At 74.7% G+C, this 24349-nt stretch carries 23 protein-coding genes and 1 tRNA gene; all 24 read left to right on the forward strand.

Features of this window, described 5'->3' with window-relative positions:
• The first annotated feature begins 9 nt into the window (after positions 1-9).
• The 24 genes from lspA (J421_RS15305) (at position 10) to J421_RS15420 (ending at position 24335) form a co-directional block, all read left to right on the forward strand.
• Entirely contained in the window at positions 10-633 is a 624-nt protein-coding gene (gene lspA, locus J421_RS15305) for a signal peptidase II (RefSeq protein WP_158508806.1), read from the forward strand.
• A complete protein-coding gene (gene lspA / locus J421_RS15310; protein WP_025412056.1) occupies positions 630-1229 on the forward strand; it encodes a signal peptidase II in 600 nt (199 codons plus the stop codon). Before lspA (J421_RS15305) ends, lspA (J421_RS15310) begins: the two co-directional genes overlap by 4 nt.
• Positions 1226-2248 carry an RluA family pseudouridine synthase gene (locus J421_RS15315; RefSeq protein WP_025412057.1) on the forward strand — a complete coding sequence of 341 codons (1023 nt, stop codon included), beginning with the start codon at positions 1226-1228 and terminating at the stop codon, positions 2246-2248. Before lspA (J421_RS15310) ends, J421_RS15315 begins: the two co-directional genes overlap by 4 nt.
• Positions 2241-2735, forward strand: a complete 495-nt coding sequence (locus J421_RS15320; RefSeq protein WP_104022671.1) for a chemotaxis protein CheW — start codon at positions 2241-2243, stop codon at positions 2733-2735. Before J421_RS15315 ends, J421_RS15320 begins: the two co-directional genes overlap by 8 nt.
• Positions 2736-2738: 3 nt before the next feature.
• Positions 2739-3101: a response regulator gene (locus tag J421_RS15325; RefSeq protein WP_025412059.1), complete on the forward strand. Its 363-nt coding sequence runs from the start codon at positions 2739-2741 to the stop codon at positions 3099-3101.
• Positions 3098-4999 (forward strand): chemotaxis protein CheA, encoded by a 1902-nt coding sequence (locus J421_RS15330; RefSeq protein WP_025412060.1) that lies wholly within the window; start codon positions 3098-3100, stop codon positions 4997-4999. The genes J421_RS15325 and J421_RS15330 overlap by 4 nt, the downstream gene beginning before the upstream one ends.
• Positions 4996-5628, forward strand: coding sequence for a chemotaxis protein CheC (locus J421_RS15335; protein ID WP_025412061.1), 633 nt, complete (start codon positions 4996-4998; stop codon positions 5626-5628). Before J421_RS15330 ends, J421_RS15335 begins: the two co-directional genes overlap by 4 nt.
• A 6-nt stretch (positions 5629-5634) precedes the next feature.
• On the forward strand, positions 5635-8295 hold the full coding sequence (locus tag J421_RS15340; protein WP_025412062.1) for a tetratricopeptide repeat protein: 2661 nt from the start codon (positions 5635-5637) through the stop codon (positions 8293-8295).
• The gene (locus J421_RS15345; protein WP_025412063.1) at positions 8292-8909 is read left to right on the forward strand and encodes a DUF4388 domain-containing protein; all 618 of its coding nucleotides are present in this window, start codon (positions 8292-8294) and stop codon (positions 8907-8909) included. Before J421_RS15340 ends, J421_RS15345 begins: the two co-directional genes overlap by 4 nt.
• A gap of 15 nt (positions 8910-8924) precedes the next feature.
• Positions 8925-9533 (forward strand): GTP-binding protein, encoded by a 609-nt coding sequence (locus J421_RS15350; protein WP_025412064.1) that lies wholly within the window; start codon positions 8925-8927, stop codon positions 9531-9533.
• Positions 9530-10585 (forward strand): DnaA ATPase domain-containing protein, encoded by a 1056-nt coding sequence (locus tag J421_RS15355; protein ID WP_025412065.1) that lies wholly within the window; start codon positions 9530-9532, stop codon positions 10583-10585. Before J421_RS15350 ends, J421_RS15355 begins: the two co-directional genes overlap by 4 nt.
• Positions 10585-12258, forward strand: coding sequence for a DUF4388 domain-containing protein (locus tag J421_RS15360; protein WP_025412066.1), 1674 nt, complete (start codon positions 10585-10587; stop codon positions 12256-12258). Before J421_RS15355 ends, J421_RS15360 begins: the two co-directional genes overlap by 1 nt.
• A gap of 32 nt (positions 12259-12290) precedes the next feature.
• A complete protein-coding gene (locus J421_RS32115; RefSeq protein WP_025412067.1) occupies positions 12291-13118 on the forward strand; it encodes a CheR family methyltransferase in 828 nt (275 codons plus the stop codon).
• Complete coding sequence (locus J421_RS15375; RefSeq protein ID WP_104022674.1) at positions 13093-13746, forward strand: CheB methylesterase domain-containing protein; 654 nt, start codon at positions 13093-13095, stop codon at positions 13744-13746. Before J421_RS32115 ends, J421_RS15375 begins: the two co-directional genes overlap by 26 nt.
• Before the next feature lie 8 nt (positions 13747-13754).
• Positions 13755-14705 carry a tetratricopeptide repeat protein gene (locus tag J421_RS15380; RefSeq protein WP_025412069.1) on the forward strand — a complete coding sequence of 317 codons (951 nt, stop codon included), beginning with the start codon at positions 13755-13757 and terminating at the stop codon, positions 14703-14705.
• A complete protein-coding gene (locus J421_RS15385) occupies positions 14636-15673 on the forward strand; it encodes a peptidase MA family metallohydrolase (protein ID WP_025412070.1) in 1038 nt (345 codons plus the stop codon). The genes J421_RS15380 and J421_RS15385 overlap by 70 nt, the downstream gene beginning before the upstream one ends.
• 66 nt (positions 15674-15739) lie before the next feature.
• On the forward strand, positions 15740-15910 hold the full coding sequence (locus tag J421_RS32815) for a hypothetical protein (protein ID WP_158508807.1): 171 nt from the start codon (positions 15740-15742) through the stop codon (positions 15908-15910).
• Between the two features lie 3 nt (positions 15911-15913).
• Positions 15914-15987: transfer RNA gene (locus J421_RS15390), tRNA-Val, on the forward strand.
• 329 nt (positions 15988-16316) lie between these two features.
• Positions 16317-17918, forward strand: a complete 1602-nt coding sequence (locus J421_RS15395; RefSeq protein WP_025412071.1) for a tetratricopeptide repeat protein — start codon at positions 16317-16319, stop codon at positions 17916-17918.
• A gap of 129 nt (positions 17919-18047) precedes the next feature.
• The gene (gene rsmH, locus J421_RS15400) at positions 18048-19040 is read left to right on the forward strand and encodes a 16S rRNA (cytosine(1402)-N(4))-methyltransferase RsmH (RefSeq protein ID WP_025412072.1); all 993 of its coding nucleotides are present in this window, start codon (positions 18048-18050) and stop codon (positions 19038-19040) included.
• Positions 19037-19366: an FtsB/FtsL family cell division protein gene (locus tag J421_RS15405; protein ID WP_148306342.1), complete on the forward strand. Its 330-nt coding sequence runs from the start codon at positions 19037-19039 to the stop codon at positions 19364-19366. The genes rsmH and J421_RS15405 overlap by 4 nt, the downstream gene beginning before the upstream one ends.
• A gap of 18 nt (positions 19367-19384) precedes the next feature.
• Positions 19385-21427 carry a penicillin-binding transpeptidase domain-containing protein gene (locus tag J421_RS15410; protein ID WP_025412074.1) on the forward strand — a complete coding sequence of 681 codons (2043 nt, stop codon included), beginning with the start codon at positions 19385-19387 and terminating at the stop codon, positions 21425-21427.
• Positions 21424-22929: a UDP-N-acetylmuramoyl-L-alanyl-D-glutamate--2,6-diaminopimelate ligase gene (locus J421_RS15415; RefSeq protein ID WP_104022676.1), complete on the forward strand. Its 1506-nt coding sequence runs from the start codon at positions 21424-21426 to the stop codon at positions 22927-22929. Before J421_RS15410 ends, J421_RS15415 begins: the two co-directional genes overlap by 4 nt.
• Entirely contained in the window at positions 22926-24335 is a 1410-nt protein-coding gene (locus tag J421_RS15420) for a UDP-N-acetylmuramoyl-tripeptide--D-alanyl-D-alanine ligase (protein ID WP_025412076.1), read from the forward strand. The genes J421_RS15415 and J421_RS15420 overlap by 4 nt, the downstream gene beginning before the upstream one ends.
• The last annotated feature ends 14 nt before the right edge of the window (positions 24336-24349 follow it).

Raw genomic sequence — 24349 nt, forward strand, 5'->3', positions numbered from 1 at the left:
CAGGACGACGTGACTACCCCGCCGGCCGAGAGGCCGACCGACACGGCGTACGTGCCATTCACCGGGTCATCGAGCAGCGACGCGAGCACGAACGGCGTCGTGTTCTGGCCCGTGGTGCTCGCCGTGGTGCTCGCCGACGTCGTCACGAAGGCGATGGCGGTCTACGCGCTGCATCCGCCGGGAGTGCCGTACGCCGTCGCCGGCGACGCCGTGCGGCTGACGCTCGTGTACAATCCCGGCGCCGCCTTCGGCCTGCACCTCGGGCCGTACTCGCGGTGGATCTTCCTCGCCCTCACGGCGGGCGTGCTGTCCATCCTCTGGCGGCTCTACAAGCAGACGCGCGACCGCGACAACCTGCGCACGTTCGCCCTCGCGCTCGTGTGCGGCGGCGCCGTCGGCAACGCGCTCGATCGACTCCGCTCGGCGGAAGGCGTCGTGGACTTTCTCGACCTCGGTACCGGCGCCGTGCGCTGGCCGACGTTCAACCTCGCCGACGTCGCGGTGAGCGTCGGCGCGTTCCTGCTCGCGTGGGTGCTGTGGGGCGACGATCCCGCCGCCGAGCCGGCGATGGTGACCGAGCGTCCGCAGCCGACCGTGCAGCCGGCCGTGCAGCCGTCGAGCGACCTGCCGTGAGCACCACGCTCGCTCCCGTCTCGCCGACCGACGCGCGGCACGGATCGTCACGCGCCGGCTCCGCGCTCACGGCGATCGCGATCATCGTCGTCATCGTCCTGCTCGACCAGTGGACGAAGCACCTCGCCGTGACGCACCTCGTGCCGCGGCACATGCCGCACGAGATCATCGGCGACGTCGTACGCTTCACGCTGACGTTCAACCCCGGCGCGGCGTTCGGCATGCACCTCGGCGACGCGTCGCGGTGGGTGTTCACGCTCCTCACGCTGCTCATCCTCGGCTTCCTCGTGCGGCTGTTCACGGGGACGCCGCGGCACGACACGGCGCTGCGCCTCGCCGTCGCGACGGTGATGGGCGGCGCGCTCGGCAACCTCGTGGACCGGCTCCGCTCCGCGAGCGGCGTCGTCGACTTCATCGACATCGGCGTCGGCGACGTGCGCTTCTGGACGTTCAACGTCGCCGACACGGCGGTGAGCCTCGGCGCGGTCGCGCTGGTGATCCTGCTCTGGCGTCGCGACCTCCACGCGAGCCGCGCGGCCGCGCCGACCGAGCTGTCGCCGGACGAGCGGCTCGCCCGCGAGTCGAGCGAGCCGTGACCGACCCGGTGGGCGGAGCCGGCCTGCCGCCCGCCGCCCCCGGACGCCACGAGGTCGCCGCCGGCGCGGACGACGCGGGGAGCCGACTCGACGTCCTCGTCGCCGCGCGACTCGGCCTGTCGCGCAACCAGGCGGCGACGCTCATCGCCACCGGCGCGGTGCTCGTCGGCGGCCGGCGCGAGAAGGCGGGCTACCGCATCCGTGCCGGCGAGACCGCCGTCGTCGACGTGCCGCAGCCGCCCGGGCGCGAGGTGATCGGCGAGGCCATCCCGATCGAGGTCGTGTACGAGGACGAGCACCTCGTCGTCGTGAACAAGGCCGCGGGCATGGTCGTGCACCCCGCGCCCGGCAACTGGTCGGGCACGCTCGTGAACGCGCTCGTCGGACGTGGACAGGAGCTGGCGGACGGAGCGGGCGAGGAGCGCCCGGGCCTCGTCCACCGGCTCGACAAGGACACGTCGGGGCTGCTCGTCGTCGCGAAGAGCGATCGCGCGCATCGCCTGCTCAGCGCCGCGATCGCCGATCGGCGCGTGACGCGCCGCTACGCCACGGTGTGCTGGGGGCACCTGAAGGAGGAGCGCATCACGGTCGAGAAGCCGATCGGCCGCGATCCGCGAGACCGCAAGCGCATGGCGATCGTCCAGGGAGGGAAGGCGGCGCGCACCGACTTCGCGCGGCTCGCGCGGTTCGATGCGGGCGACCTGCTGCGCGCGCATCTGCATTCGGGTCGCACGCATCAGATCCGCGTGCACCTCGCGAGCATCGGGCACCCGGTGTTGGGCGACGACACGTACGGCGGCGGCGGCGGACGCCGGCTCGTCGGGCTGCCGCCCCGTCGGCACTTCCTGCACGCGGCGTGGCTGCGCTTCCGCCATCCCGTGACGGGCGCGCAGATGGATCTGCGCGCGCCGCTTCCGGACGACCTGCGCGCATCGCTCGCGCGCATCGCCGAGGACCCCGCGCTGTCCACGCACGCCGATCCGCTCGCCGCGTTCGGCTTCTACGACGTCGATGATTGACGAGCTGCACCAGGAAGAACCGCACGTCGAAGACGACGAAGCACCGCGCGTGATGCTCGTGCGCGTGAGCGACGACCGTCTCGCGCTGCCGGTGCGCGACGTGCTCGAGGTGCTGCGCGCGCGCGACACCATGCCGGTTCCCGGCACGCCGCCGTGGGTGCGCGGGCTGCTCGCGCTGCGCGGCACGCTCGTACCCGTGGCCGATCTCGCCCGGCGCGGCGGCATCGCGACCGACGTGCCGTGGCTCGTCGTCGTCGAGCGCGACGGCCGGCGTGCGGCGCTCGGCGTGCTCGCGATCGACGGCGTGCATCCGGTGGAGGACGGGGAGCGGCCGCCGCTCGGACATCCGCGCGACACGTTGCCCCGGCGCGCCTCCGTGCGTCTCCTCCCTCGAGAGGTCGGGACCGCCACGACAGCGGGCCTCCCGGCCGCGGCCGACGTGCTCGACGTCGGTGCGCTGTTCGAGGAGCTCTTCGAGGGAGAGTGACGCGTGGCCAAGTCCGTGCTCATCTGCGACGATGCGATCTTCATGCGCACGATGGTCGGCGACATCCTCACGCAGGCCGGCTTCGACGTCATCGGCGAGGCCGAGTCGGGGATGCAGGCGGTGGAGCGCTACAAGGAGCTGCGCCCCGACCTGGTGACGATGGACATCGTGATGCCCGACATGGGCGGCATCGACGCCGTGCGCGAGATCGTGAAGCTCGATCCCGACGCGAAGGTGCTGATGTGCTCCGCCATGGGGCAGCAGGCGCTCGTGGTGGAGGCGATCCAGGCGGGCGCGAAGGACTTCGTCGTGAAGCCGTTCCAGCCGAGCCGCGTGCTGGAGGCCGTGACGCGCGTGCTGGGGTGACGGCGCCGTCCACGGCGTCGCGCTACGCGGCGCTGTTCGCGACCGAGAGTCGCACACTGCTCCATGCGGCGGCGACGGCCGCGTCGGCGTTAGGCACGCCCGACGCGGCCGCGCGCGCAGCGGCGGTGGACGCGCTGTTCCGCGCCGTGCACTCGCTGAAGGGGATGGCCGGCGCGATGGAGCTCGCGGCGGTGGAGACGTTCGCCCACGCGCTGGAGACCGCCCTCGCCGCGATGCGCGACGGCGCGCTCGCGATCGAGCCGATGCTCGTCGATACGATCGTCGCCGCGGTCGATCGGCTGGACGAGGCGGTCGAGGCGTCGCTCGCCGGCCGCACGCTCGATCTCGCCGCGGACGCCGAGACGCTGCGCCAGTTCGCGAGCGACGCGCCGGCCGCGGCGCTGCCCACCGCCGCCGTGCTCACGCCGCTTCCCGGTGCGCCCGTCGTGCACGTTCGCATCGACCCCGATGCGGCGCTTCCCGGCGCGCGGGCCGCCGTCGCGGTGCGCAAGCTGGAGGCGTTAGGCACCCTCGACGCGTGCGTCCCGCCGCGCGACGCGTTGTTCGACGCGACGTTCGACGGCCGACTGAGCGTGCGGCTCCGCACCGCCGCGTCCGGCGAGGCGCTGCAGGCGGCGGCCCGCGCGGCCGGCGACGTCGCCGAGGTGCGCGTGGAGTCCGCGGCCGTCGTGGATCCCGCGTCGTCGCGCACGAGGGCCGCGTCGCCCCCGCCCGCGTCGCCTGCGCCCGCGGCGCTCGTGCGCGTGGAGCGCGCGCGGCTCGACGCGCTGCTCGACGTCGCGAGCGAGCTCACGATCGCGCGCGTCCGCCTCGCCGCGGCACTCGGCGGCGTCGCCGATCCCGCGGTCGCTGCGGCGGCGGCCGACATCGCGCGTCTCGTCGGCGCCTTGCACGAGGAGGTGCGCGGCACGCGCACCGCGCCCGCCGCGGACGTGTTCGAGCGGCTGCCGCGCGTGGTGCGCGATCTCGCGCGCGTGCTCGGCAAGCGCGCGGAGCTCGTCGTCGAGGGCGGCGACGTCGCGCTCGACCGCGCGGTGCTGGAGGAGCTGCACGAGCCGCTCGTGCATCTGCTGCGCAACGCGGTGAGCCACGGCCTCGAGTCGCCGGAGGAACGCGTGGCGGCGGGGAAGCCCGCCGTGGGCCGCATCGTGCTGCGCGCGGAGCGCGACCGCGACGCGGTGGTGGTGAGCGTGCGCGACGACGGCCGCGGCATCGACCGCGGGCGAGTGCGCGACCGTGCCGCCGACGACGGACGCGCGGTGCCGGACGCGCTCGACGATCACGCACTGCTCGCGCTCCTCGCGCGCCCCGGCTTCACGACGGCGCGCGAGGTGAGCAGCGTCTCCGGCCGCGGCGTCGGCGTCGATGCGGTGCGCGATCGCGTGCGCCGCTTCGGCGGCACGCTCTCGCTCTCCACGCAGGCCGGCGAGGGCACGTGCTTCTCCATGCGCCTGCCGCTCACGCTCGCCCTCGGCCGCGCGCTCGTCGCGCGCGTCGGCGGCTCCGCCGTGGCGGTGCCCGTGGGCAGCGTGCGCGAGACCGCCGACGTCGATGCCGAGTCGCTCGGCCACGACGGCGGGCGCGAGGTGTGGCGCGTGCGCGACGAGTCGCTGCGGGTGGTGCGGCTGCGCGACGCCCTCGGTGTTGCCTCCGCGCCTGCGGCCGCGTCCGAGGGCGAGATGGCGGTGATCGAGGCGGGCGAGCGGCGCGCGGCGCTGCTCGTCGATGCGCTCGACGGACAGCAGGACGTGATCGTGCGTCCGCTGCCGCCACTTCGCGGCGCGCTCAGGATCTTCGGCGGCGCGACGATACTCGTAGACGGAACGCCGGCGCTGGTGCTCGACGCCCCCACGCTGCTCCAGACAACCCTCGGATGACGACGACGCTCGACGACCTCCGCACGCTGACGCCGCTGCAGCTCGACGCCCTCCGCGAGGTCGCGAACATGGGCGCCGGTCACGCCGCGACCGCGCTGTCGCAGATGACCGGCGGCACGATCATGATCAGCGTGCCGCGGCTGAACATCACGCACCTCGACGAGGTGCCCCCGCAGTTCGGCGCCGCCGAGGAGCCCGTCGCCGCGGTGCTGCTCGACATGCTCGGCGATCTGACGGGCCGCACGCTGCTCGTCTTCCCGAAGCCGACAGTGATGCGCATGGCGGAGCTGATGCTGCGCCGTCCCGCCGGCTCGTCGGTCGCGCTCGGAGAGCTCGAGCGCTCCGCGATCAAGGAGGCGGGCAACATTCTCAGCGGTGCGTACCTGAACGCGCTGAGCGACTTCATGGGGATGGTGCTGCTCCCGTCGCCGCCGACGCTCATCGTCGACCGGTCGAGCGCGATCTGCACGCCGGCGTGCCTCGGCGAGAACTTCACGTCCGAGTACGTGTTCGTCGTCGAGACGGAGTTCTTCATGGAGGACATCGCCGAGCGGCTGCACGGCTTCTTCTTCCTGCTGCCCGACCCGGCCTCGCTGCACGCGATCCTCCGCGCCGTGCGGCTCGCGTAACGTCCGATGTCGCAGCAGGACGCCGGCGCGCTCGCCGCGCTCGCGCGTCGCGCCGATCCGGCGGACGCGGGGGCGCAGAACAACCTCGGTGTCGTGCTGCTCGCCCGCGGCGAGCGGGCCGGGGCCGCCGCCGCCTTCGCGCGCGCGCTCGCGCTCGACCCGCGCATGACGCTCGCGCGGAGCAATCTCGACGCCGCGGGCGGGCTCGCCGTGCGCGCCCAGCGCGCCCAGGAGCTGCGCGCCCGCGTACGCGCCGACGGCGGCGATCTCGACGCGCGCCGCGAGCTCGCGCTGCTGCTCGCCGAGACGGGCCGCGCCGACGACGCGCGGCGCGAGTTCGACGCGCTGTGCGCGCTCGCGCCCGATGCACCCGGCCCGCGCATCCTCCGCGCGCTGTTCGAGCAGCGCGTCGGCGACCTGGACGCGGCGGAGGCGTGGCTCACGCAGGCCATCGCGCTCGATCCGCGTGCCGCGCTGCCGCGCGCGCACCTCGGCGAGGTGGTCTATCACCGCGGTGAGCCCGCCCGCGCGCTCGCGGTGCTCGACGGGGCCATCGCGCTCGCGCCGGAGCACGCCGACGCGCACTGGGTCCGCGGCTTCGTGCTCGGCGAGCTCGGTCGCGCCGACGATGCGGCCGCCGCGACGGCGCGCGCGCTCGCGCTGAATCCGTCGCTCGGACGCGCGCAGCTGAACCTCGCGGCGCCCGGCGTCGCGCCCGAGGAGGTGGCCGCAGCGGTGGCCGCGGCGCCGTCGGCACCGTTAGGCGGGGCCGACGTGAACCTCGCGCTCGGCCTCGCGCTGCGCGAGAAGGGCTACTTCGACGAGGCGGTGCGCGAGTACCGCCGCGCGCTCGCCTGCGGCGCCGACGAGCGGCACGTCGCGCGCGCGCTCGGCGAGCTGCATCTGCTGCGCGGCGCGCCGGCCGACGCGCTGCCACACCTCTCACGCCTCGTCGAGCTCGCGCCGGACGACGCCGCGTCGTGGCACGCGCTCGGCGTCGCCGCGCATCTCGCGGGACGCGTGGTCGACTCGGAGGACGCGTACCGGCGCGGCGTCGCGCTCGCCGGCCAGCGTCGCGCCGCGGCGCCGATCCTGAACGACCTCGGCGTCCTGCGGGCCGCGCGCGGCGAGCGCGCGGAGGCGGTCGAGCTGCTGGGCGCCGCGGTGCGGCTCGACCCGACGCTACGGCGCGTGCGGCTGAACCACGCACAGCTCCTCGTCGCCACCGGCGCGCACGATCGCGCCCTCGCCGAGTATCGCGCGGTGTTGCGCGATGCCGCCGCCGACGCCGACGCGTGGACGGGCCTCGGCGCCATGCTCGCCGCCGCGGGACGCACCGCCGACGCGCGCGCCGCGCTCGCCCGCGCGCTCGACGCCGATCCCTCGCGCGCCGACGCGCGCTACGAGCTCGGTTTCCTCGCCGCGGCGGCGGGCGATCTCTCCGCGGCGCGTCGCGAGGCGGAGCACGCGATGGCGCACGCGCCGCTCGTCATGCGTCGCCCGCTGGAGCTGGCGCTCGACCTCGGCGGCGCCGTGCCGCTCACCGTCGCGCCCGCGCCCGACGCGCTCGATGCTCCGGTGCACGGCTTCTCGATCGCCGAGGACGCGCTCGACGCGCTGCTCGGCGACGTGCTCGCGCCGGCCGAGGAGCCGTCGGATCCGACCGCGCCTAACGATCCCGCGCGCGCGTTCGTCGTCGCCGAGGAGTGCCTGCGGGCCGGGCTCTACGAGCGCGCGTCCGCGGCGGTCAGCGCGGCACTCGCCCGCGGCGCGGACCGGGCCACCGGCCTCGTGCTCCTCGCCGACGCGTTCGCCGCGCAGGGCTACTTCGGCGAAGCGCTGGAGCGGTATCAGGAGGCGCGTCAGGCGGACGCCGCGTCGCTGCGCGCGCGGCTGGGCGAGCTTCGCATGCTGCGCGAGACCGGCCGTCGCGACGCGTCGCTCGCCGCCGCGGACGCGTTCGTCGCCGACCACCCCGCGCACGCCGAGGCGCTCGCGCTCCTCGCCGTCGCGCGCGCGGATGCCGGCGATCCGGATGCCGCGCGCGAGGCCTTGGGCCGCGCCGAGGCGTTCGCCGACGACGCGGACGTGTGGGCGCTCGTCGCGCAGGCGTGGCGCGCGCTCGGCGAGCACGACGCCGAGGCCGACGCGTGCGGCCGCGGGCTCGCGCTCGCGCCGGAGCGCTGGCGGCTGCGTCTCACGCTCGCGCGCGCGCTCGCCGCGGCCGGGCACGATGACGCGGCGGAAGCCGCGCTCGCGCCGCTCGTGGAGCCGGCATCGGGCGGCGCGCGCCTCGTCGAGCCGTGCGTCGAGATGGCCGCGCTGCGTGCGCACGCCGGCGACCGCCGCGGCGCGCGCGCCCTGCTCGTCGACGTGCTCGCCGCCGACCCGCTGCACGTCGACGCGCTCGCGCAGCTCGGCGCGCTGCTGCTCGACGAGGGGCGCCTGGTCGACGCGGCCGTCGCCGTGCGCCGCGTGCTGCGCCTCGAGCCCGAGCACGCGCTCGCCCTCGCGCTCGACGGCGAGCTGCTCGTGCACGCGGGCGACGTGCCTAACGCACGCGCGCGCTGGAGACGCGTCGTGGAGCTGGAGCCGGCGAGCGTCGGCGCCATGCGCGCGCGCCGCGGGCTGTCGGCGCACGCGGGGCGCGTGGAGGCCGCCGCATGACCGCGCCCGCCGAGCCGCGCGCCGCCGTCATCGAGGGCTCGCTGCGCGAGGTCGCACTGGCCGACGTGCTTCAGCTCCTGGAGCTCGGCCGCAAGACGGGCATCCTCCACGTCACGGACGCGGTGGCCGGCCGACGCGCGCACCTCACGCTCGTGCAGGGGCGCATCCGCGACGCGGTGATCGACGGCGAGCTGGCGGCGCGCGGCGACCGGCAGGTGCGCGAGGTCGCGATCGAGCTGCTCGGCTGGTCGAGCGGCCGGTTCGCCGTGGAGCCGCTCGACGAGACGACGGCGACGCGCGGCAGCACGGTCGGCGTCGACTCGGTGCTCATGGAGGCCGCGCGCCGCGCCGACGAGTGGGCGCGCCTCGCCGACCGGGTGCCCGGCGCGCACGCTGCGCCGCGCCTCGCTCCCGTCGCGCCGCACGCCGCGCCCGTCGTGCTCGCGCCCGAGGAGTGGGAGGTGCTCGCCTACGCCGACGGCGTGGCCGACCTGCGCGCGATCGCCGCGCGGAGCGGGCGCGACCTGCTCGCGGTGGCCGCCGCGGTGCACCGCCTCGTCGGCGAGGGCCTGCTGACGGTGACCCGCGACGCAGGGGACGCGTCAGAGATCTGACCGGAGACCCGAACCGTGCCCCTCGTCAACTACGTCACGCGCGAGATCACCTGCAAGATCGTCTATTACGGGCCGGGTCGGTCCGGGAAGACGACGAACCTGCGCTTCATCCACGAGCGGCTGCCCGTGGATCGCGCCGGTCGCATGGTGTCGCTCGCGACCGAGGGGGACCGCACGCTGTTCTTCGACTTCCTGCCGGTGGACCTCGGCGTCGTCGCGGGCTTCGCGACGCGCTTCCAGCTCTACACGGTGCCGGGACAGTCGTACTACGCAGCCACGCGGCGCCTCGTGCTGCAGGGCGCCGACGCGGTGGTGTTCGTCGCCGACAGCCGCCGCCGCCAGCTCGACGAGAACGTCGAGAGCTTTCAGGACCTGCACGAGCACCTCGCCGCGCACGGCGTCGATCCGCGGCAGGTGCCGCTCGTCCTGCAGTACAACAAGCAGGACCTCCCGCGCGAGATCGCGGCCGATCCGAGCGAGCTCGCCGACGTGCTGAACTTCCGCGGCGTGCCGGAGTTCGCCGCCGACGCGCTGCGCGGCACGAACGTGTTCGAGACGATGCGCGCGGCGTGCGGCGCCGTGCTGCGCCGCCTCACGGCCGGCACCACGTTAGGCGCCGCGTGACGACGCTCGCCGCCGCGCGGACGCTCGTCTTCGACGAGCGCTTCCGCTTCGACACGTTCGTCGTCGGCGACGGCACGCGCGAGGCGGCGGAGGCGGCGCGCCTCGTCGCCGAGTCGCCGGGTGCGCGGTGGAACCCGCTCATCGTGCGCGCGGGGGCGGGGCAGGGCAAGTCGCACCTGTTAGGCGCCGTCGCGTCGCGCGCGCGCGAGCTGCATCCGGGTCGCCGCATGCTCGCGCTCAGCGCCGACGAGTACCCGATGCCGCCGCTCGGCGACGCCGCCATCGTGCTCGTCGACGACGTGCGCGCCGGACTCGAGCCGACGCGTGCCGCCGCGCTCCGCGACCTGGTCGACGCCGCCCTCGCCGCCGGCGCGCAGGTCGTGATCGCGGAGGCGGGGACCGCCGTCTCGCGCGAGGAGGCCACCGCGTGGGTGGCGCGCAGCGCGCGCGCGCGACTCGTGCGCCTCACCGCGCCCGACGCTGAGGTGCGCCTCGCGATCGTGCGCCAGGCCGCCGCCGCCCGCTCGCTCACGCTCGCGCCGGACGTGCTCGCGAGCGTCGCGGACGAGCCGGTCGATTCGGTGCGCGAGCTGCTCGGGCGACTCGGCCGCGCGGGCACCGCGCCGGCGACCGAGCGCTTCTCGCTCGGCGACGACGGCGACTTCGCGAGCTTCCTCGACGAGGTCGCGCGCGAGGTCGCGGCGTACGCCGAGCCGTGGCGCGTCAGGCTGGGCGAGGCGAGCGCGCGGTGGCGTGCCGAGGGACACGACGTCGAGGTGCTGGAGCGCGCGCTTCGTGAGTCGGCCGCCCCCGACGTCGACGCGCTGCTGGCCGAGTTCGAGCGCGGCATCGCGCGGCAGCAGGAGGAGCGCGCGGCCGCGGAGCGCGAGGCGGCCGCGCGCGACGCCGCGCGCGTCGCCGCGCGCGTCGCCGCCGAGCAGGCTGCCAGGCGCGCCACGCCGGCGCCCACCACGCCGCCCGTCGTGAACGCCGAGGGGTGGGTGCTCGACTGGCCCGACGTGCGCGACCTGCTGGTGGAGGCGTACCGCTGATGGCCATCCGCGGCAGCCTCGCCGAAGCGGGCCTCCCCGACGTGCTGCAGCTCCTCGCGCTCGGTCAGAAGACCGGGTGCCTGAGCGTCGCGCGCGCCGGCGACTTCGGCTCGATCTACTTCGTGAACGGCCGCGTCGCGCACGCGTCGCTCGTGAACCGCCGCGACAAGCTCGGCGAGCAGCTGCTGCGCGCCGGCTCCGTCGACGCCGCGGACCTGAGCGCCGCCCTCGCCGAGCAGGTCGCCGATCCGTCGCGCCGCCTGGGCGAGCTGCTCATCCGCCGCGGCGCGGTCGATCCCGCGGCGCTCGTGCGCCAGGCGCGCTTGCAGGTCGAGGAAGCGGTGCTCGAGCTGTTCACGTGGACGCAGGGGACGTTCAGCTTCGAGCCCGAGGTGCGCGTCGACCTTCCGGTCACCCCGCTCTCGATCGATCCGTCGGCGCTGCTGCTCGAGGGCGCGCGTCGCGCCGACGAGCGCGCGCGCATCGCGCACCACGTACCGGGGCGCGACTCCGTGTTCGCGCCGGCCGCCGACGCGCCGCGCGACGCTGCCGGCGCGCTCGACGCCGAGCGTGTCGTGCCGCTGCTCGTCGCGCGCGAGATCGAGCTGTCGCCGGGCGAGCTGCGCGTCCTGCCGACGATCGACGGACGGCGCGACGTCGCGCAGCTCGCCGACGCCGCGGGCGTCGTGGAGTTCGACGCGATGCGCGCGCTGTTCGCGCTCGCCGACGCGGGGCTCGTCGTGCGCGTCGGCGCCACGACGCCGCCCGATCCGCGTGCGGGCGCGAAGCTCGACGAGCATCGCAACCTCGGCGTCGCGTTCTACCGCGCGTCGCTGTTCGACGAGGCGGTGCGCGAGTTCAAGCGCGTGCTCGAGCTCTCGCCCACCGACGGCCACGCACGCTTCCACCTCGGTCTCGTCGCGCTGCGCCGCGGCCGTTGGGCGGAGGCCGCGGGCTCGCTCGGCGAGGCGGCCGCGCTCCCCGGCGCGCCGGCCGTCGTGTTCCACGCGCTCGCCGTCGCGCGCCGCGAGCTCGGTGCGCTCGGCGACGCGCACGAGGCACTCGACGAGGCGGAGCGGCGCGGACTGCCCGTGGATGCGCGCGTGCAGGCGCTGCGCGTGTCGCTGCACCTGCGCGCCGGAAACGCCGACGCGGCGGACGTGCTGATGCGCGCCGGCGTCGGTGCCGACGCGGAGTCGCGCGCGCGCCCCGCGGCGTGGTACCATTATGCCGCGCTCTCGGCCGCGCGCGCGGGTGACGCCGCGCGCGCTGGCGAGCTGCTCGAGGCGGGGCACGCGGCGCACCCGCGCGCCGCGGCGCTGCTCGCGAACCTCGCCGCGCTCCGGCTGCACGAAGGGCGCGCCGAGGACGCACTGCGACACGCGGAGGCGGCGCTCGCCGAGGACGCGACGCTCGCGCCGGCGCACAAGACCGCGGGCGACGCGCACTACCGCGCCGGGCGATTCGCCGACGCGGCGGCGTGCTACGAGCGCGCCGTCGCGATCGCGCCCGCGGCGGGTGCCGATGCGTGGCTGCGGCTGGGCAACGTGAGGCTCCGACAGGGCGACCGCGACGCGGCGGCCGTGGCGTGGCGCCGCGCGTTGGAGGTCGATCCGCAGCACGCGATCGCGCGCGGCAATCTCGCGGCACTCGGACGCGAGGTGCCCGCGTGACGACGCTCACCATCACATCCCCTGCAGCACTCGTGACCGCTCCCCTCGATGCCGACGATCCGGAAGGCCTCGCCCGTCTCCTCGTGAAGGTGACGGTGGAGCGCGGCTTCCGCTGCGGCAGCTACAAGGAGCGGTGCCTGCGGCGGCGCATCGCGGTGCGCATGCGCGCGAAGGGCGTCCACACGTTCGACGACTACGCGCGCGTGCTCGACGCCGACGCGCACGAATACGACCGGCTGCTCGACGCGCTCACGATCAACGTCACGAAGCTGTTCCGGAACTGGGACTCGTGGAGCGCGCTCGCCGCGAAGGCGCTGCCGAAGCTGTGGGACGTCACCGGCGGCGCGATGCGCGTGTGGAGCGCCGGCACGTCGTCGGGCGAGGAGGCGTACTCGCTCGCCGCGCTGCTGCATCGCCACGCCGAGTCGCGCGGCGAGACCGCGCGGCTCGACGGCGCGCTCGTGTTAGGCACCGACATCGACCGTGCGAGCCTCGCGGCCGCCGCGCGCGGCACGTTCGGCGACGCGGCGTTCGCCGACACGCCAGCGGAGCTGCGCGAGCGCTACTTCCCGGGCGCGCTCCCGGCGGCCGCGGCGCCCGAGCTGCGCTCGCTCGTCGCGTTCGAGCACCGCGACCTGCTGCTCGAGCCGCCGCCGGCCGGGCCGTGGCACCTCATCGTGTGCCGCAACGTGTTGATCTACTTCGACCGGCAGACGCAGGAGGTGCTGTTCGAGCGCTTTCACGAGGCGCTCGCGCCCGGCGGCATGCTGTTCCTCGGCAAGGTGGAGACGCTGCTCGGGCCGGCCCGACAGCGCTTCGCCGCGGTGGACCAACGTGAGCGCATCTACCGCCGCCTCTGAGCTGGCGCCCGCGCCGCGGGTCACGCGCCATCCGTCCCGGGTGGTGGTCATCGCCGCGTCCACCGGTGGGCCTAACGCGCTCGCCCGCGTGCTCCCCGCGCTGCCGGCGTCGCTCGGTGCCGCGGTGCTCGTGGCGCAGCACATGCCGCCGGGCTTCACCGGCTCGCTCGCCCGCCGCCTCGACGCACTGAGCGCGCTTCCCGTGCGCGAGGCCGTGCAGGGCGACGTGCTCGAGCCGGACCACGTGTACCTCGCGCCGGGCGGCCTGCACATCCTCGTAGATCTCGCCGACGGCGTGCCGTGCGTGCGCCTCGACCCCCGCGAGCCGCTGTGGGGCGTCCGTCCCGCGGCCGACCTGCTGTTCGAGTCCGCCGCGCGCGCGTTCGGCGAGTGCACCGTCGGCGTGGTGCTCACCGGCATGGGGCGCGACGGCGCGGCGGGTCTGCGCGCGGTGCGCCGGGCCGGCGGCGCCGCGCTCGTGCAGGACCGCGACTCGTCCGTCGTGTTCGGCATGCCGCAGGCCGCGCTCGATGCGGCCGGCGCGGATCGTGTCGTGCCGCTCGCGGAGCTCGGCCAGGCCGTCGCCGACGCCGTGCGCCATCTCCCGCCTAACGTCCCCGCCGTCTGACGTTCGCCGTGCATTCGATCGCCGCCACCGACCTCGTCGCGCTGAACGCGCGCCTCGCCGACCTCGACGCCCGCCTCGATGCGCAGCTCGACGCGACCGGCGCGCCGCTCGCCGCCGACGCGCGCGACGCGCTGAAGGCCGAGATCATCGCGCTGATTCGCGACGCCGACCGCGAGGCCGCCGCGCTGCTCGCGCTGAAGGACGAGGCGAAGGCCCTCGCCGCGAAGTGGAAGCGCCTCCCGACCGCCGTGGAGATGCCCGACGTCGTCCCGAGCGACGCGAGGGACGCCGCCCCTGATTCCGCCGCGGCCGGTCAGCTGAGCACTCGTGTCGACCACCTCGGCGCGTCGACGTTCGTCGCGAAGGGGTGGAGCGCGATCTGCGTCGCCGACTACGTCGCGGCGGAGACCGCGCTCGCGCGCGCGCTGGAGCTCGCGCCCGAGGATCTCGAGGCCGCTGCGCTGCACGGCTGGGCGCTCATGGGACAGGCGCGCTACGACGAGGCGCTCGCCGTGCTGCAGAGCGTCCTCGCGCGGCAGCCCGAGCACGAGCTCGCGCGCGTGAACGTCGGCTATGTGTGCCTGCAGAAGGGGATCTACGGCGAGGCGATCGAGCATCTCGTGCGCGCCGCGCGCGGCGGCGAGGATCGCAAGGCCGCGCTCTACGCGAACTACTACCTCGGCCTCGTGTACCTGCGCCGCGAGATGTTCGACGACGCGGCGAACTTCTTCCAGCGCGCCATCGCGCACGGCCCGAACCTCGTCGAGGCGCGCTACGAGCTCGGGCGCGCGCTCTGGTTCGGCGGCGATCGCGCCGCCGCGGTCGAGGCGTGGCGCGCGGGCGCGGCGTCGGGCAAGTTCAACGCATGGGCGAAGCGGTGCGAGGACATGTGCGCGGCGGTGGAGCAGGGTGGCGCGCCACCTTCCGTCGCCGACTCCTTCGCGCCGCAGCCGGCGTAGCGACCGCGCTCGCCGCCGCCGCTGCGCCGGCCTCCGCGCAGCCCGCCGAGCCGCCGATCGCGGCGCCCGGCGCCGAGCGCTTCGACGTCGGCCGCTTCACCGCCGTCGCCTATCCCGCGGACGCGCACCTGGCGCGCGCGCTGCTGGCCGCCGCCGTGAAGCGCGACACGTATCCCGGTCTGCCGCGGCCGAAGGCGCGCGTGCTGCTCGCCGTGGCCCCCGACGCGCGCCGCTTCCGCGCGTGGGTCGGGCCCGAGGCGCCGGAGTGGGGCGCCGCGATCGCGTTCCCCGACCTCCAGCGGATCGTGATGCAGGGACGATCCGCCGGCTCCGACGCGGGCGACCCCGTGAGCGTCTTTCGCCACGAGCTCGCGCACCTCGCGCTGCACGAGTACCTCGGCGACCTCCCGCCGCGCTGGTTCGACGAGGGATACGCCGGCTGGGCCGCCGGCGAGTGGGGACGTGACGAGTCGCTCGCCACGAACGTCGCGCTGCTGCTCGGCGGCATGCCCACGCTCGACTCGCTCGAGGCGGGGTTCTACGAGGGCTCGCGCACGGCCGAGCAGAGCTACGCGCTGGCGTTCCGCGCCGTCTCCGACCTCGCGTCGCTCGATCCGGAGCGCGGGCTCACGCTGTTCTTCCGGTACTGGAAGGAGACCGGCCGGTTCGACGCCGCGGTGCGCAGCGCGTACGGCATGACCGGCGACGCGTTCGAGGCGCTGTGGCGGACCCGCACCCGGCGGCGCTACGGCGCGCTCGCGCTCGTCGCGAACCTGTCGCTCGCCACGGCGATCTTCTCCGTCGCGTTCCTGCCGCTGTGGATCGCGCGCCGGCGTCGCGACAAGCGCCGGCTCGAGGCGCTCCGCGCGGCCGACGAGGTGGCCGAGCGCGAGGAGCGGGAGAGCGCCCTCGCCGCGCTCCTCGGGGCTCCCGACGAGCCGCCCGAGGAGCGTTCCATTAGCACTTGATTAAGTGTGCGAGTCGCGCCGCGCGTTCCGTTGACACCCCAACATGGCGTTTCTAGTCTACCGCGCATGGCTCAGCCCAGCATCGTGGCGCGGACGCGCACGTACCGGTGGTGGCTCGTCGCGTTCGTCGTGCTGCTCGCCGGCTACGCCGATCTCTGGCGCGGTGGCGACACGCTGGCCCCGTTGCTGCTCGTCCTCGGGTACTGCGTCTTCGTGCCGCTCGCGATCGTGAAGTAACCGGGGCGAATAGCTCAGCCGGTCAGAGCACCTGTCTTACACACAGGGGGTCGGGGGTTCGAGTCCCTCTTCGCCCATTCCGCCGGCCGGGTCTCCAACGGAGCCGCGCGCCGCGCGGTCGTTGAAGGGCGTCGGGGGACACGGGATCACCTCCGGCGCCCGCGCCGTCTTAGGACTGTGGAGAGTGGCAGCTCTCGGGTGTTGACGAGCCGGTTGGCACGCCGCTCGCCGGAACCGTCATAATGCGTTGGGGGTACGGATGTTTAACGCTTTGGAGGTTAACCCATTGAAGGCTCGGTACTGCCAGGCGCTCTCGGCTCTCGCCGCCGGCCTTGTCGCGAGCGCCCCCGTCGCGCCGGTCGCGGCGCAGACCACCCGCACGGCTGATCCCAATGCCCCGCGGCTCGTGGTCACCGTATTCCGTTCCGCGGACAAGAACGCCGGCGTGCAGGCCGCGGACGCCATCCGTACGCGGATCTCCCAGGACGTGTCCGTGAAGCAGCTGTGGGTGCTGCCGAAGCAGGACATCACGTCCAACCTCGAGGCGTCGGGCTTCCCGACGAACGAGGCGCTCAACATGAACGACGCCCGGCAGCTCGCCCAGCTGCTCCGGGGCGACGTCTTCCTGGTCGGCAACGTCGTCCGCGACAGCGCCGGCTACCGGGTGGACGCGCAGTACGTCCTCACGCGCGACCAGTCGCTCGTCCAGCCGCTCGGCAGCTTCCGCGTCGGGAAGCCCGACCAGGCCGCGGGCGCCGTGTCGAAGGCGTTCCAGGACGCGCAGAAGGCGTTCATCGCCGAGCGCAACTGCGTCAACAAGGCGCGCGACGGCAAGTACGCGGAGGCGATCGCCGAGGCCCGCAAGGGCATCGCCGCCTACCCGAACTCGACGCTGAACCGGATCTGCCTCGCCAACATCATGGTGACGCAGAAGGCCTCGCCCGACTCGATCCTGGCGGTCGTGAACGAGGTGCTGCGCATCGATCCGCGCAGCAAGCCGGCCCTCACCGTCGCGTACCAGTCGCTGAAGGACGCGGGCAAGAACGCCGAGGCGACGGACATGCTGCTCCGGCTCGTCGGCGCGGACCCGGCGAACTCCCGCCTCGTCGAGCAGGTGATCAACGAGTTCGCCGCGAGCGGCCAGGCCGCTAAGGCCATCCCGTTCGTCGACCAGCTCGTGCGCGACAACCCGGGCGACCCGAACTACCTCTCGCTCCAGATGCGCGTGCACCTGGCGGCGAAGGACTACAAGGGCGGTATCGCGGCGGGTGAGGAGCTCCTCAAGGCCGACACGGCCCAGGCCACGGCGGACGTGTTCACCCGCCTCGCTGCCGCCGCGGCTGTCGACAGCCAGCCGCAGAAGGCGTCGCAGCTCATGGCGCAGGCGGTGGCGAAGTTCCCGACCAACATCGAGCTGCTCACGAACTACGCGGACATCCTCCGCACGGCCGGCCAGAACCAGCAGGCGCTGGACGTCCTGAACAAGGTTGCCCAGTCCAACCCGCAGGCGAAGGGCATCAACATCAGCCGCGCGCGCATCTTCTCCGAGATGAACCAGCCGGACAGCGCGCTCGCGGCGCTCAAGTCGGCGCTCACCGCCGGGGACAGCGCGAGCACCGTGGCGCTCTACGCCGTCAGCGTCGGCCAGAACGTGTTCAAGGCCGCGCAGGCGTCGAAGGCGATCGCGGACTTCCAGCGGGCGGTGCCGTTCTTCGAGTTCGCGAACACGACGAGCGCGACCCCGGAGGGCCAGTTCCTCCTCGGTGCGACGCAGTTCTCGATCGGTGCCACGCTCCTGCAGGACATCAACAAGCTCGCCCGCGGCAGCGCGGCCGAGAAGCGGCAGGGCTGCGACATGTCCAAGACGGCGCAGGCGGCGTTCACCCAGGCGCAGATCAACCTGCCGGCGGGTGGCAAGTTCAACCCGACCGCGACCCAGCAGATGCTCGCCCAGCTCGCGCAGTACTCGCCGTACGCGGACCAGTTCGCGAAGGCGCTCTGCAAGTAAGCGCGGCACGCCGTAAGCTCGACGACGAGGGCCCCGGGGACGTCCCCGGGGCCCTCTTTTTTTCCACAGTCTAGCTTGCCTGGACGCACGATTGACCCGTTTTCGAGCAACGCTAGGTTGCCGTGTCCGATGGCTGAACGTGCTCGGTGGGATAGTGCGTATCACGCGCCCGTACTCGCGGCCGAGATCGTCCGTCTCCTTCGAGAGGCTCCAGCCACAGTCCGTCGAGCCGGCACCTCCCTCCCGCTCGCGCTCGACGGCACGCTCGGTGGTGGTGGCCACTCGCTCGCGCTCCTCGAGGCGGGCTTCCGGGTCGTCGGTACCGATCGGGATCCACAGGCGCTCGCCGAGGCCTCGGCCCGCCTGCAGGCCTACCTGAACGACGGGCGCTTCCGCGCTCTCCTCGCCAACTACGCCGACGTCGCCGAGCTCGACGCGTTCTCCTCCGAGCGCCTCGACGCAGTCCTCCTCGACCTCGGCATCTCGTCTCACCAGATCGACGACCTCTCGCGCGGCTTCTCCTTTCGGGAGGGAGTCGCGCTCGACATGCGGATGGGAACTGACGCACGGACGGACGCGGCCACGTTCCTCAACGACGCCGACGAGCGCGAGCTCGTTCGCGTCTTCCGCGAGTACGCCGACGAGCCCCGCGCGCCGCGCCTCGCGCGCGAGATCACGCGACGCCGAGCGACGCGCGCGTTCGCCACGAGCGACGATCTCGTGGGCGCGATTCGCGGCGCGCTCGGTCCCCGCACCGGCCCCGGCGACTTCGCCCGCCTGTTCCAGGCGGTGCGCATCGAGGTGAACGACGAGCTGTCGCGCCTCGCGCAGGCGCTGCCGGCGCTGCGCGATCGCCTCGCCCCCGGCGGCCGCATGGCGATCATCGCCTACCACAGCGGCGAGGACCGCCTCGTGAAGCACGCGTTCCGCGAGTGGAGCACCGGCTGCATCTGCCCGCCGCGCCAGCCGATCTGCACGTGCGGCCACGTCGCGCTCGGCGAGACCGTCACGCGCCGGGCGGTGGAGGCCGGGGACGCCGAGCGCGAGCACAACCCGCGCGCGCGCAGCGCGAAGCTGCGCGTCTGGCAGCGCGCCGAGGTGCCGGCGGAGGTGGCGTCGTGAGCGCCCGCCGATCGACGCGCGGGCCGCGCCGCAAGCGTGGCTGGGCCGTCGTGGGACTCGTGCTCGTCTCGTTCGTCCTCATCGCGTCGGGGATCGTGTGGCGGCGCAGCCGCGGCATCGCCCAGGCGCGCGAGCTCCGCGACCTCGCGCGCAAGCGTGCGCAGCTCGTCGCCGAGCGGGCCGCGCTCGAAGGGGCGGTGCGCGTGGCGGCCAGCCGCGCGCGCATCGGTCCCGTGGCGGAGCAGCGGCTCGGCATGCGCGTGCCGGCCGACACCCAGGTCGTCCTCATTCAGCGTCCGGCGCCGCGCGCGCCGACCGCGCGTTAGGAAGCAGGAGCGTTCACGGTGCCGATCGAGCGGACCAACGTCATTCACGGCGCATTGCTGCTGTTCGCCGGTGCGATCGTCGCGAAGGCCGCGCACGTGCAGATCGTGCAGCACGGGCAGTGGAAGGCGCGCGCCGCGCAGCTCCACTTCGACGACGACACGATCCCCGCGCCGCGCGGCACCATCACCGACGCGTCCGGGCGCGTGCTCGTGGAGAACCGCGAGCTGGTGCGCATCCGCGTCGCCCCGCGCGAGCTGCGCGACCGCGCGCGGGTCGCCGCCACGCTCGGCAAGGCCGGCGCGGCGAAGGAGTGGGTGCGCCGCGCCGTCGACACGACGCGCAAGTGGGTCGAGGTGCCGGGCACGTTCCTCCCCACCGACGTCGCGGCGATCACCGAGCAGCGCGGCGTCTACCCGCAGCCGGTGGTGCAGCGCGTGTTCTCCGGCAGCGAGGGGATCCGACGCGTCGTCGGCCGCGTGGGCGGCGACGGACGGCCGCTCGACGGCATCGAGCTCGCCCTCGACACGCTGCTGCGCGGCGAGCGCGGCACGGCGATGATGCTGCGCGACGGCAAGGGCGGCGCGCTCGAGTCGCCATTCGCGCGCGGGCAGGCGGCGCGCGCGGGGCACGCGGTCACGCTCACGATCAACGCGGCGCTGCAGGACATCTGCGAGCGCGCGCTCGCCGACGCGCTGAAGACCCTCGGCGCGACGGGTGGTGACATCGTCGTCATGAACCCGCACGACGGCGACGTGCTCGCGCTCGCGAGCCAGCGCTCCGACGTGCGCACCACGTCCGCGACCGCGCTCAGCGAGCCGTTCGAGCCCGGGTCCACCATGAAGCCGCTCGTCGCCGCGCGGCTGCTCGAGCTCGGGCGCGCGAAGGCCGACGAGGTGGTGAACACCGAGAACGGCGAGTACGCGCTGAACGGCCGCGTCATCCACGACGACGAGCCACGCAAGGAGCTCGCGCTGCGCGACGTGATCCGCGTGTCGAGCAACATCGGCATCGTGAAGTTCGCCCAGCGGCTCGCGCCGCGCGAGCAGTTCGAGATGATGCGCGACATGGGCTTCGGCTCGCCCACCGGCGTGCCGTATCCCGCCGAGTCGCGCGGCCTCGTGCGGCCGCCGTCGAAGTGGACGCCGCAGTCGCCGGCGTCGATGGCGATGGGCTACGAGGTGGCCGTGACGCCGCTGCAGCTCGCGACGGCGTACGCGGCGGTCGCGAACGGCGGCTCGCTGCTCGAGCCCGCGCTCGTGCGCGAGGTGCGCGACGACGAGGGGAACGTGGTGTGGCGGCACGAGCCGCGCGTCGTTAGGCGCGTGATGAGCCCGCGCACCGCGGCCACCGTGCGCGAGATGCTCGAGGCCGTGGTCGACAGCGGCACGTCGACGGCGGCCGACCTCGCGAGCTTCACGCTCGGCGGCAAGTCGGGCACGGCGCGTCGTGTCGAGCGCGGCATCGGCTACGCGGCCGGCCACTACAACGCGGTGTTCGCCGGGATCTTCCCGGTCGAGGATCCGCAGTTCGTCATCGTCGTGAAGCTCGAGAACCCGCAGGGCGACTCGTACTTCGGCGGCAAGACCGCGGGCCCGGTGACGAAGGGGCTGATCCAGGCCGCGCTCGCCGCGCGCGACGCCGCCCTCGACCGCGCCGCGCTCGCGCCGCGCGTGCTGCCGAAGGCGCGCTCCGCGTACTCGCCGAAGCCGTCGGCGCGCGACACGGAACGCGCGAACACGGCCGTCGCGCCGCGCACCGTGACCGTCGTCGCCGCGCCGCTCGACCTCCGCCGCGACTCGAACGACGTGGACGCGGTCGACCAGAGCGCGGTCCGCTACGTGGTGCGGCTTCCAGCGCCGAAGACGTCGCGCGCGCCGGCCTCTCCGCCGCGCGCGGTCCCCGCGGTGCAGGGCTTGCCTCTGCGGGACGCGCTCTACGCTCTCCATCGAGCGGGCTTCCACGTGCGGCTCGCGAACGGCGCCCCCGCCGGACGCACCATTCCCGCCGCTGGATCGCTCGCCGCGGCGGGCACCGAGGTCACCCTCTACCGCGCACCATGAGTCCCTCCGCCCCCGACAGCTCCGACAGGCCGCGCGTGGAGCCGCGCGCCATCGAGCGCGCGCTCGCCGCCGCGGGGCTGCTGCTCGAGGTAGAAGGGACGCTGCCGGAGGCGGCGCAGGGGATCACGGACGACAGCCGCGCGGTGCGTCCCGGGACGCTGTTCGTCGCCGTGCGCGGCTCCGCGGCCGACGGCCACGCGTACCTCGCCGACGCCGCGCAGCGCGGCGCCGTCGCGGCGCTCGTGGAGCGGCCGGGCAGCACGACGCTCCCCGCGCTCGTCGTGCGTGACGGCCGCCGCGCCGCCGCGATCGCCGCGGCCGAGGCGTACGGCCATCCGGCCACGGCGCTCACGCTCGTCGGCGTCACCGGCACGAACGGCAAGACGACGACCGCCGGCATGCTGCGCCACCTGCTCGACGCGCCGGCGCGCGCCGCGGCGTCGATCGGCACGTTAGGCGTCCTCGTGGGGAGCGCCGGCGAGGAGATGCCGGGCGGCGCGGGTCTCACCACGCCCGGCCCGGTGGAGCTGCAGCGCGTGCTGCGCGTGCTCGTCGACCGCGGCGTGCGCTCGGTCGCCATGGAGGTGTCGTCGCACTCGCTCGACCAGCGCCGCGTCGAGGGGCTGCGGTTCGACGCGGCGGTGTTCACGAACCTCACGCGCGATCACCTCGACTACCACGGCACGATGGAGGCGTACTTCGCGGCGAAGGCGCGGCTCGTCGAGTACCTCGAGCCGCAGGGCGCCGCGATCGTGAACGCCGACGATCCCGCGTGGGCCGCGCTGCCGCGCGCCGGGCGCACGATCACGTTCAGCACGGCCGGCGCCGATGCGGACGTGCAGATGCGCGACCTCGCGTTCGACGCGGCGGGCACGCGCGCGACGCTGGTGGTGGGCGGTGCGTCGGCGCCGGTGCGCGTGCCGCTCCTCGGCGACTTCAACGTGGCGAACGCCGCCGCCGCGGTCGCCGCCGCACACGCGTTAGGCGTCTCGCTCGGCGACATCGTCGAGCGGCTCGCCACGGTGCCCCAGGTGCCCGGGCGCCTCGAGATCCTGCGCGAACGGCCCACGGTGCTGCGCGACTACTCGCACACGCCGGACTCGCTCGAGCGGGCGCTGGCCGCGATGCGCCCGTTCACGGCGGGGCGGCTCATCGTGGTGTTCGGCGCCGGCGGCGACCGCGACCCGGGCAAGCGGCCCGAGATGGGGCGCGCCGCGGAGCAGGGCGCCGACGTCGTCATCCTCACGAGCGACAACCCGCGGACGGAGGATCCGGAGAAGATCCTCGACGACATCCAGGCCGGCATGTCGCGCGCGCCCGACGCGCGCATCGAGGACCGCCGCGCGGCGATCGCGCGCGCGCTGGAGATCGCGGGCCCCGACGACGTCGTGGTGCTCGCCGGAAAGGGACACGAGACGTATCAGATCCGCGGAACCACGAAGCACCCGTTCGACGAGCGTGAGATCGTGACCGAGCTGTGGAACGACATGGTGGGCGCGTGAGCACGCCCACGCCGGCGCCGGGCGCCACCGACTTCTGGACCCTCGACCGCGTCGCCGCGGCGCTGCATGACGTGCTGCGCGGGGCGGTGCCGCGCGGCGACGAGCCGCTGCGCGCCGTGAGCACGGACACGCGCGCCGTGACGTCGGGCGACCTGTTCGTCGCGCTCGTCGGCGACCGGTTCGACGCGCACGACTTCCTGCCTAACGCCGTGGAGAAGGGCGCCGCCGCGCTCGTCGTCTCCGACGCGCGCCGCACCGCGGGACTCGGCGTGCCGGTGTACGAGGTGGGCGACACGCTCGTCGCGCTCGGCCGGCTCGGGCGCTACTGGCGGCGCGCGTGGGGCGGCACGGTCGTCGGCGTGGCGGGCTCCAACGGCAAGACGAGCACGAAGGAGCTGCTGAAGGCGGCGCTCGGCGCCGCGCGCCGCGTCTCGGCGACGAGCGGAAACCTGAACAACCTCGTCGGCGTGCCGCTCACGCTGCTCGCCATCCCGCCGGAGACGGAGATCGCGATCGTCGAGATGGGCACGAACATGCCCGGCGAGATCGCCCGCCTGCGCGCGATCGCCGAGCCGTCCGTGACCGTGATGACGTCGATCGGCGAGGAGCATCTCGAGGGCCTCGGCGACCTCGCCGGCGTGCTGCGCGAGGAGAGCGACGCGTTCGACGACGTGGAGCTGGCGGTCGTACCCGCCGATCAGCCCGAGGTGGCCGAGGCGGCCGCGGGCCGTGCGCGCCGCGTCGTGCGCGCGGGGCTCGACGACGGCGACCTGAAGACGGAGCGGTGGTCGATCGGCGGCGACGGCGCCGGCACGCTGCTCGTCGACGGCGTCGAGGTGCGACCTGCCGTGCGCGGCGTGCACAACCTGCGCAACACGATGCTCGCGCTCGCCGTGGCGCGCGCGCTCGGCGTGTCGCTCGACGATGCGGCGCGCGGCGTCGCGGGCATGCCCCAGCCGAGCATGCGCTCGGCGTGGTCGCAGCTCGGCGGCGTGACGCTCATCAACGACGCGTACAACGCGAACCCCGGCAGCACGCGGGCCGCGCTCGACCTGCTCGTGCACGCCGGCAGCGGTCGCCAGCGCGTCGCGGTGCTCGGCACCATGCGCGAGCTCGGTGCGCACGGCGATCGGCTGCACGAGGAGATCGCGCGCCGCGCGCTCGACGCCGGCATCGAGGTGGTGGCGGGCGTCGGCGACTTCGCGGATGCGCTGGAGCGCGTCGCGTCGCGCGATGCACGCGTCGTCACGGCGCGCGAGGTCGAGGCGCTGTGGCCGCTGCTCGAGCCGCGCGTGTCGTCCGATGCAGTGATCCTGTTGAAGGCCTCGCGCGGCGTCGCGCTCGAGCGCATCGTGCCGTCGCTCGAGCGGTGGGCAGGAGGAGAGCCCGCGTCGCAGCAAGTATAGCAGCACGGCCGGCA

The organism is Gemmatirosa kalamazoonensis (genome assembly GCF_000522985.1).
GTDB classification, from domain to species: domain Bacteria; phylum Gemmatimonadota; class Gemmatimonadetes; order Gemmatimonadales; family Gemmatimonadaceae; genus Gemmatirosa; species Gemmatirosa kalamazoonensis.

Bases quoted from the DNA above. Each gene is read 5' to 3' on its own strand.
- J421_RS15320 (WP_104022671.1), top strand. From the start codon at position 2,241: ATGATTGACGAGCTGCACCAGGAAGAACCGCACGTCGAAGACGACGAA.
- J421_RS15335 (WP_025412061.1), top strand. From the start codon at position 4,996: ATGACGACGACGCTCGACGACCTCCGCACGCTGACGCCGCTGCAGCTC.
- J421_RS15340 (WP_025412062.1), top strand. From the start codon at position 5,635: ATGTCGCAGCAGGACGCCGGCGCGCTCGCCGCGCTCGCGCGTCGCGCC.
- J421_RS15345 (WP_025412063.1), top strand. From the start codon at position 8,292: ATGACCGCGCCCGCCGAGCCGCGCGCCGCCGTCATCGAGGGCTCGCTG.
- J421_RS15360 (WP_025412066.1), top strand. From the start codon at position 10,585: ATGGCCATCCGCGGCAGCCTCGCCGAAGCGGGCCTCCCCGACGTGCTG.
- J421_RS32815 (WP_158508807.1), top strand. From the start codon at position 15,740: ATGGCTCAGCCCAGCATCGTGGCGCGGACGCGCACGTACCGGTGGTGG.
- rsmH (WP_025412072.1), top strand. From the start codon at position 18,048: ATGGCTGAACGTGCTCGGTGGGATAGTGCGTATCACGCGCCCGTACTC.
- J421_RS15415 (WP_104022676.1), top strand. From the start codon at position 21,424: ATGAGTCCCTCCGCCCCCGACAGCTCCGACAGGCCGCGCGTGGAGCCG.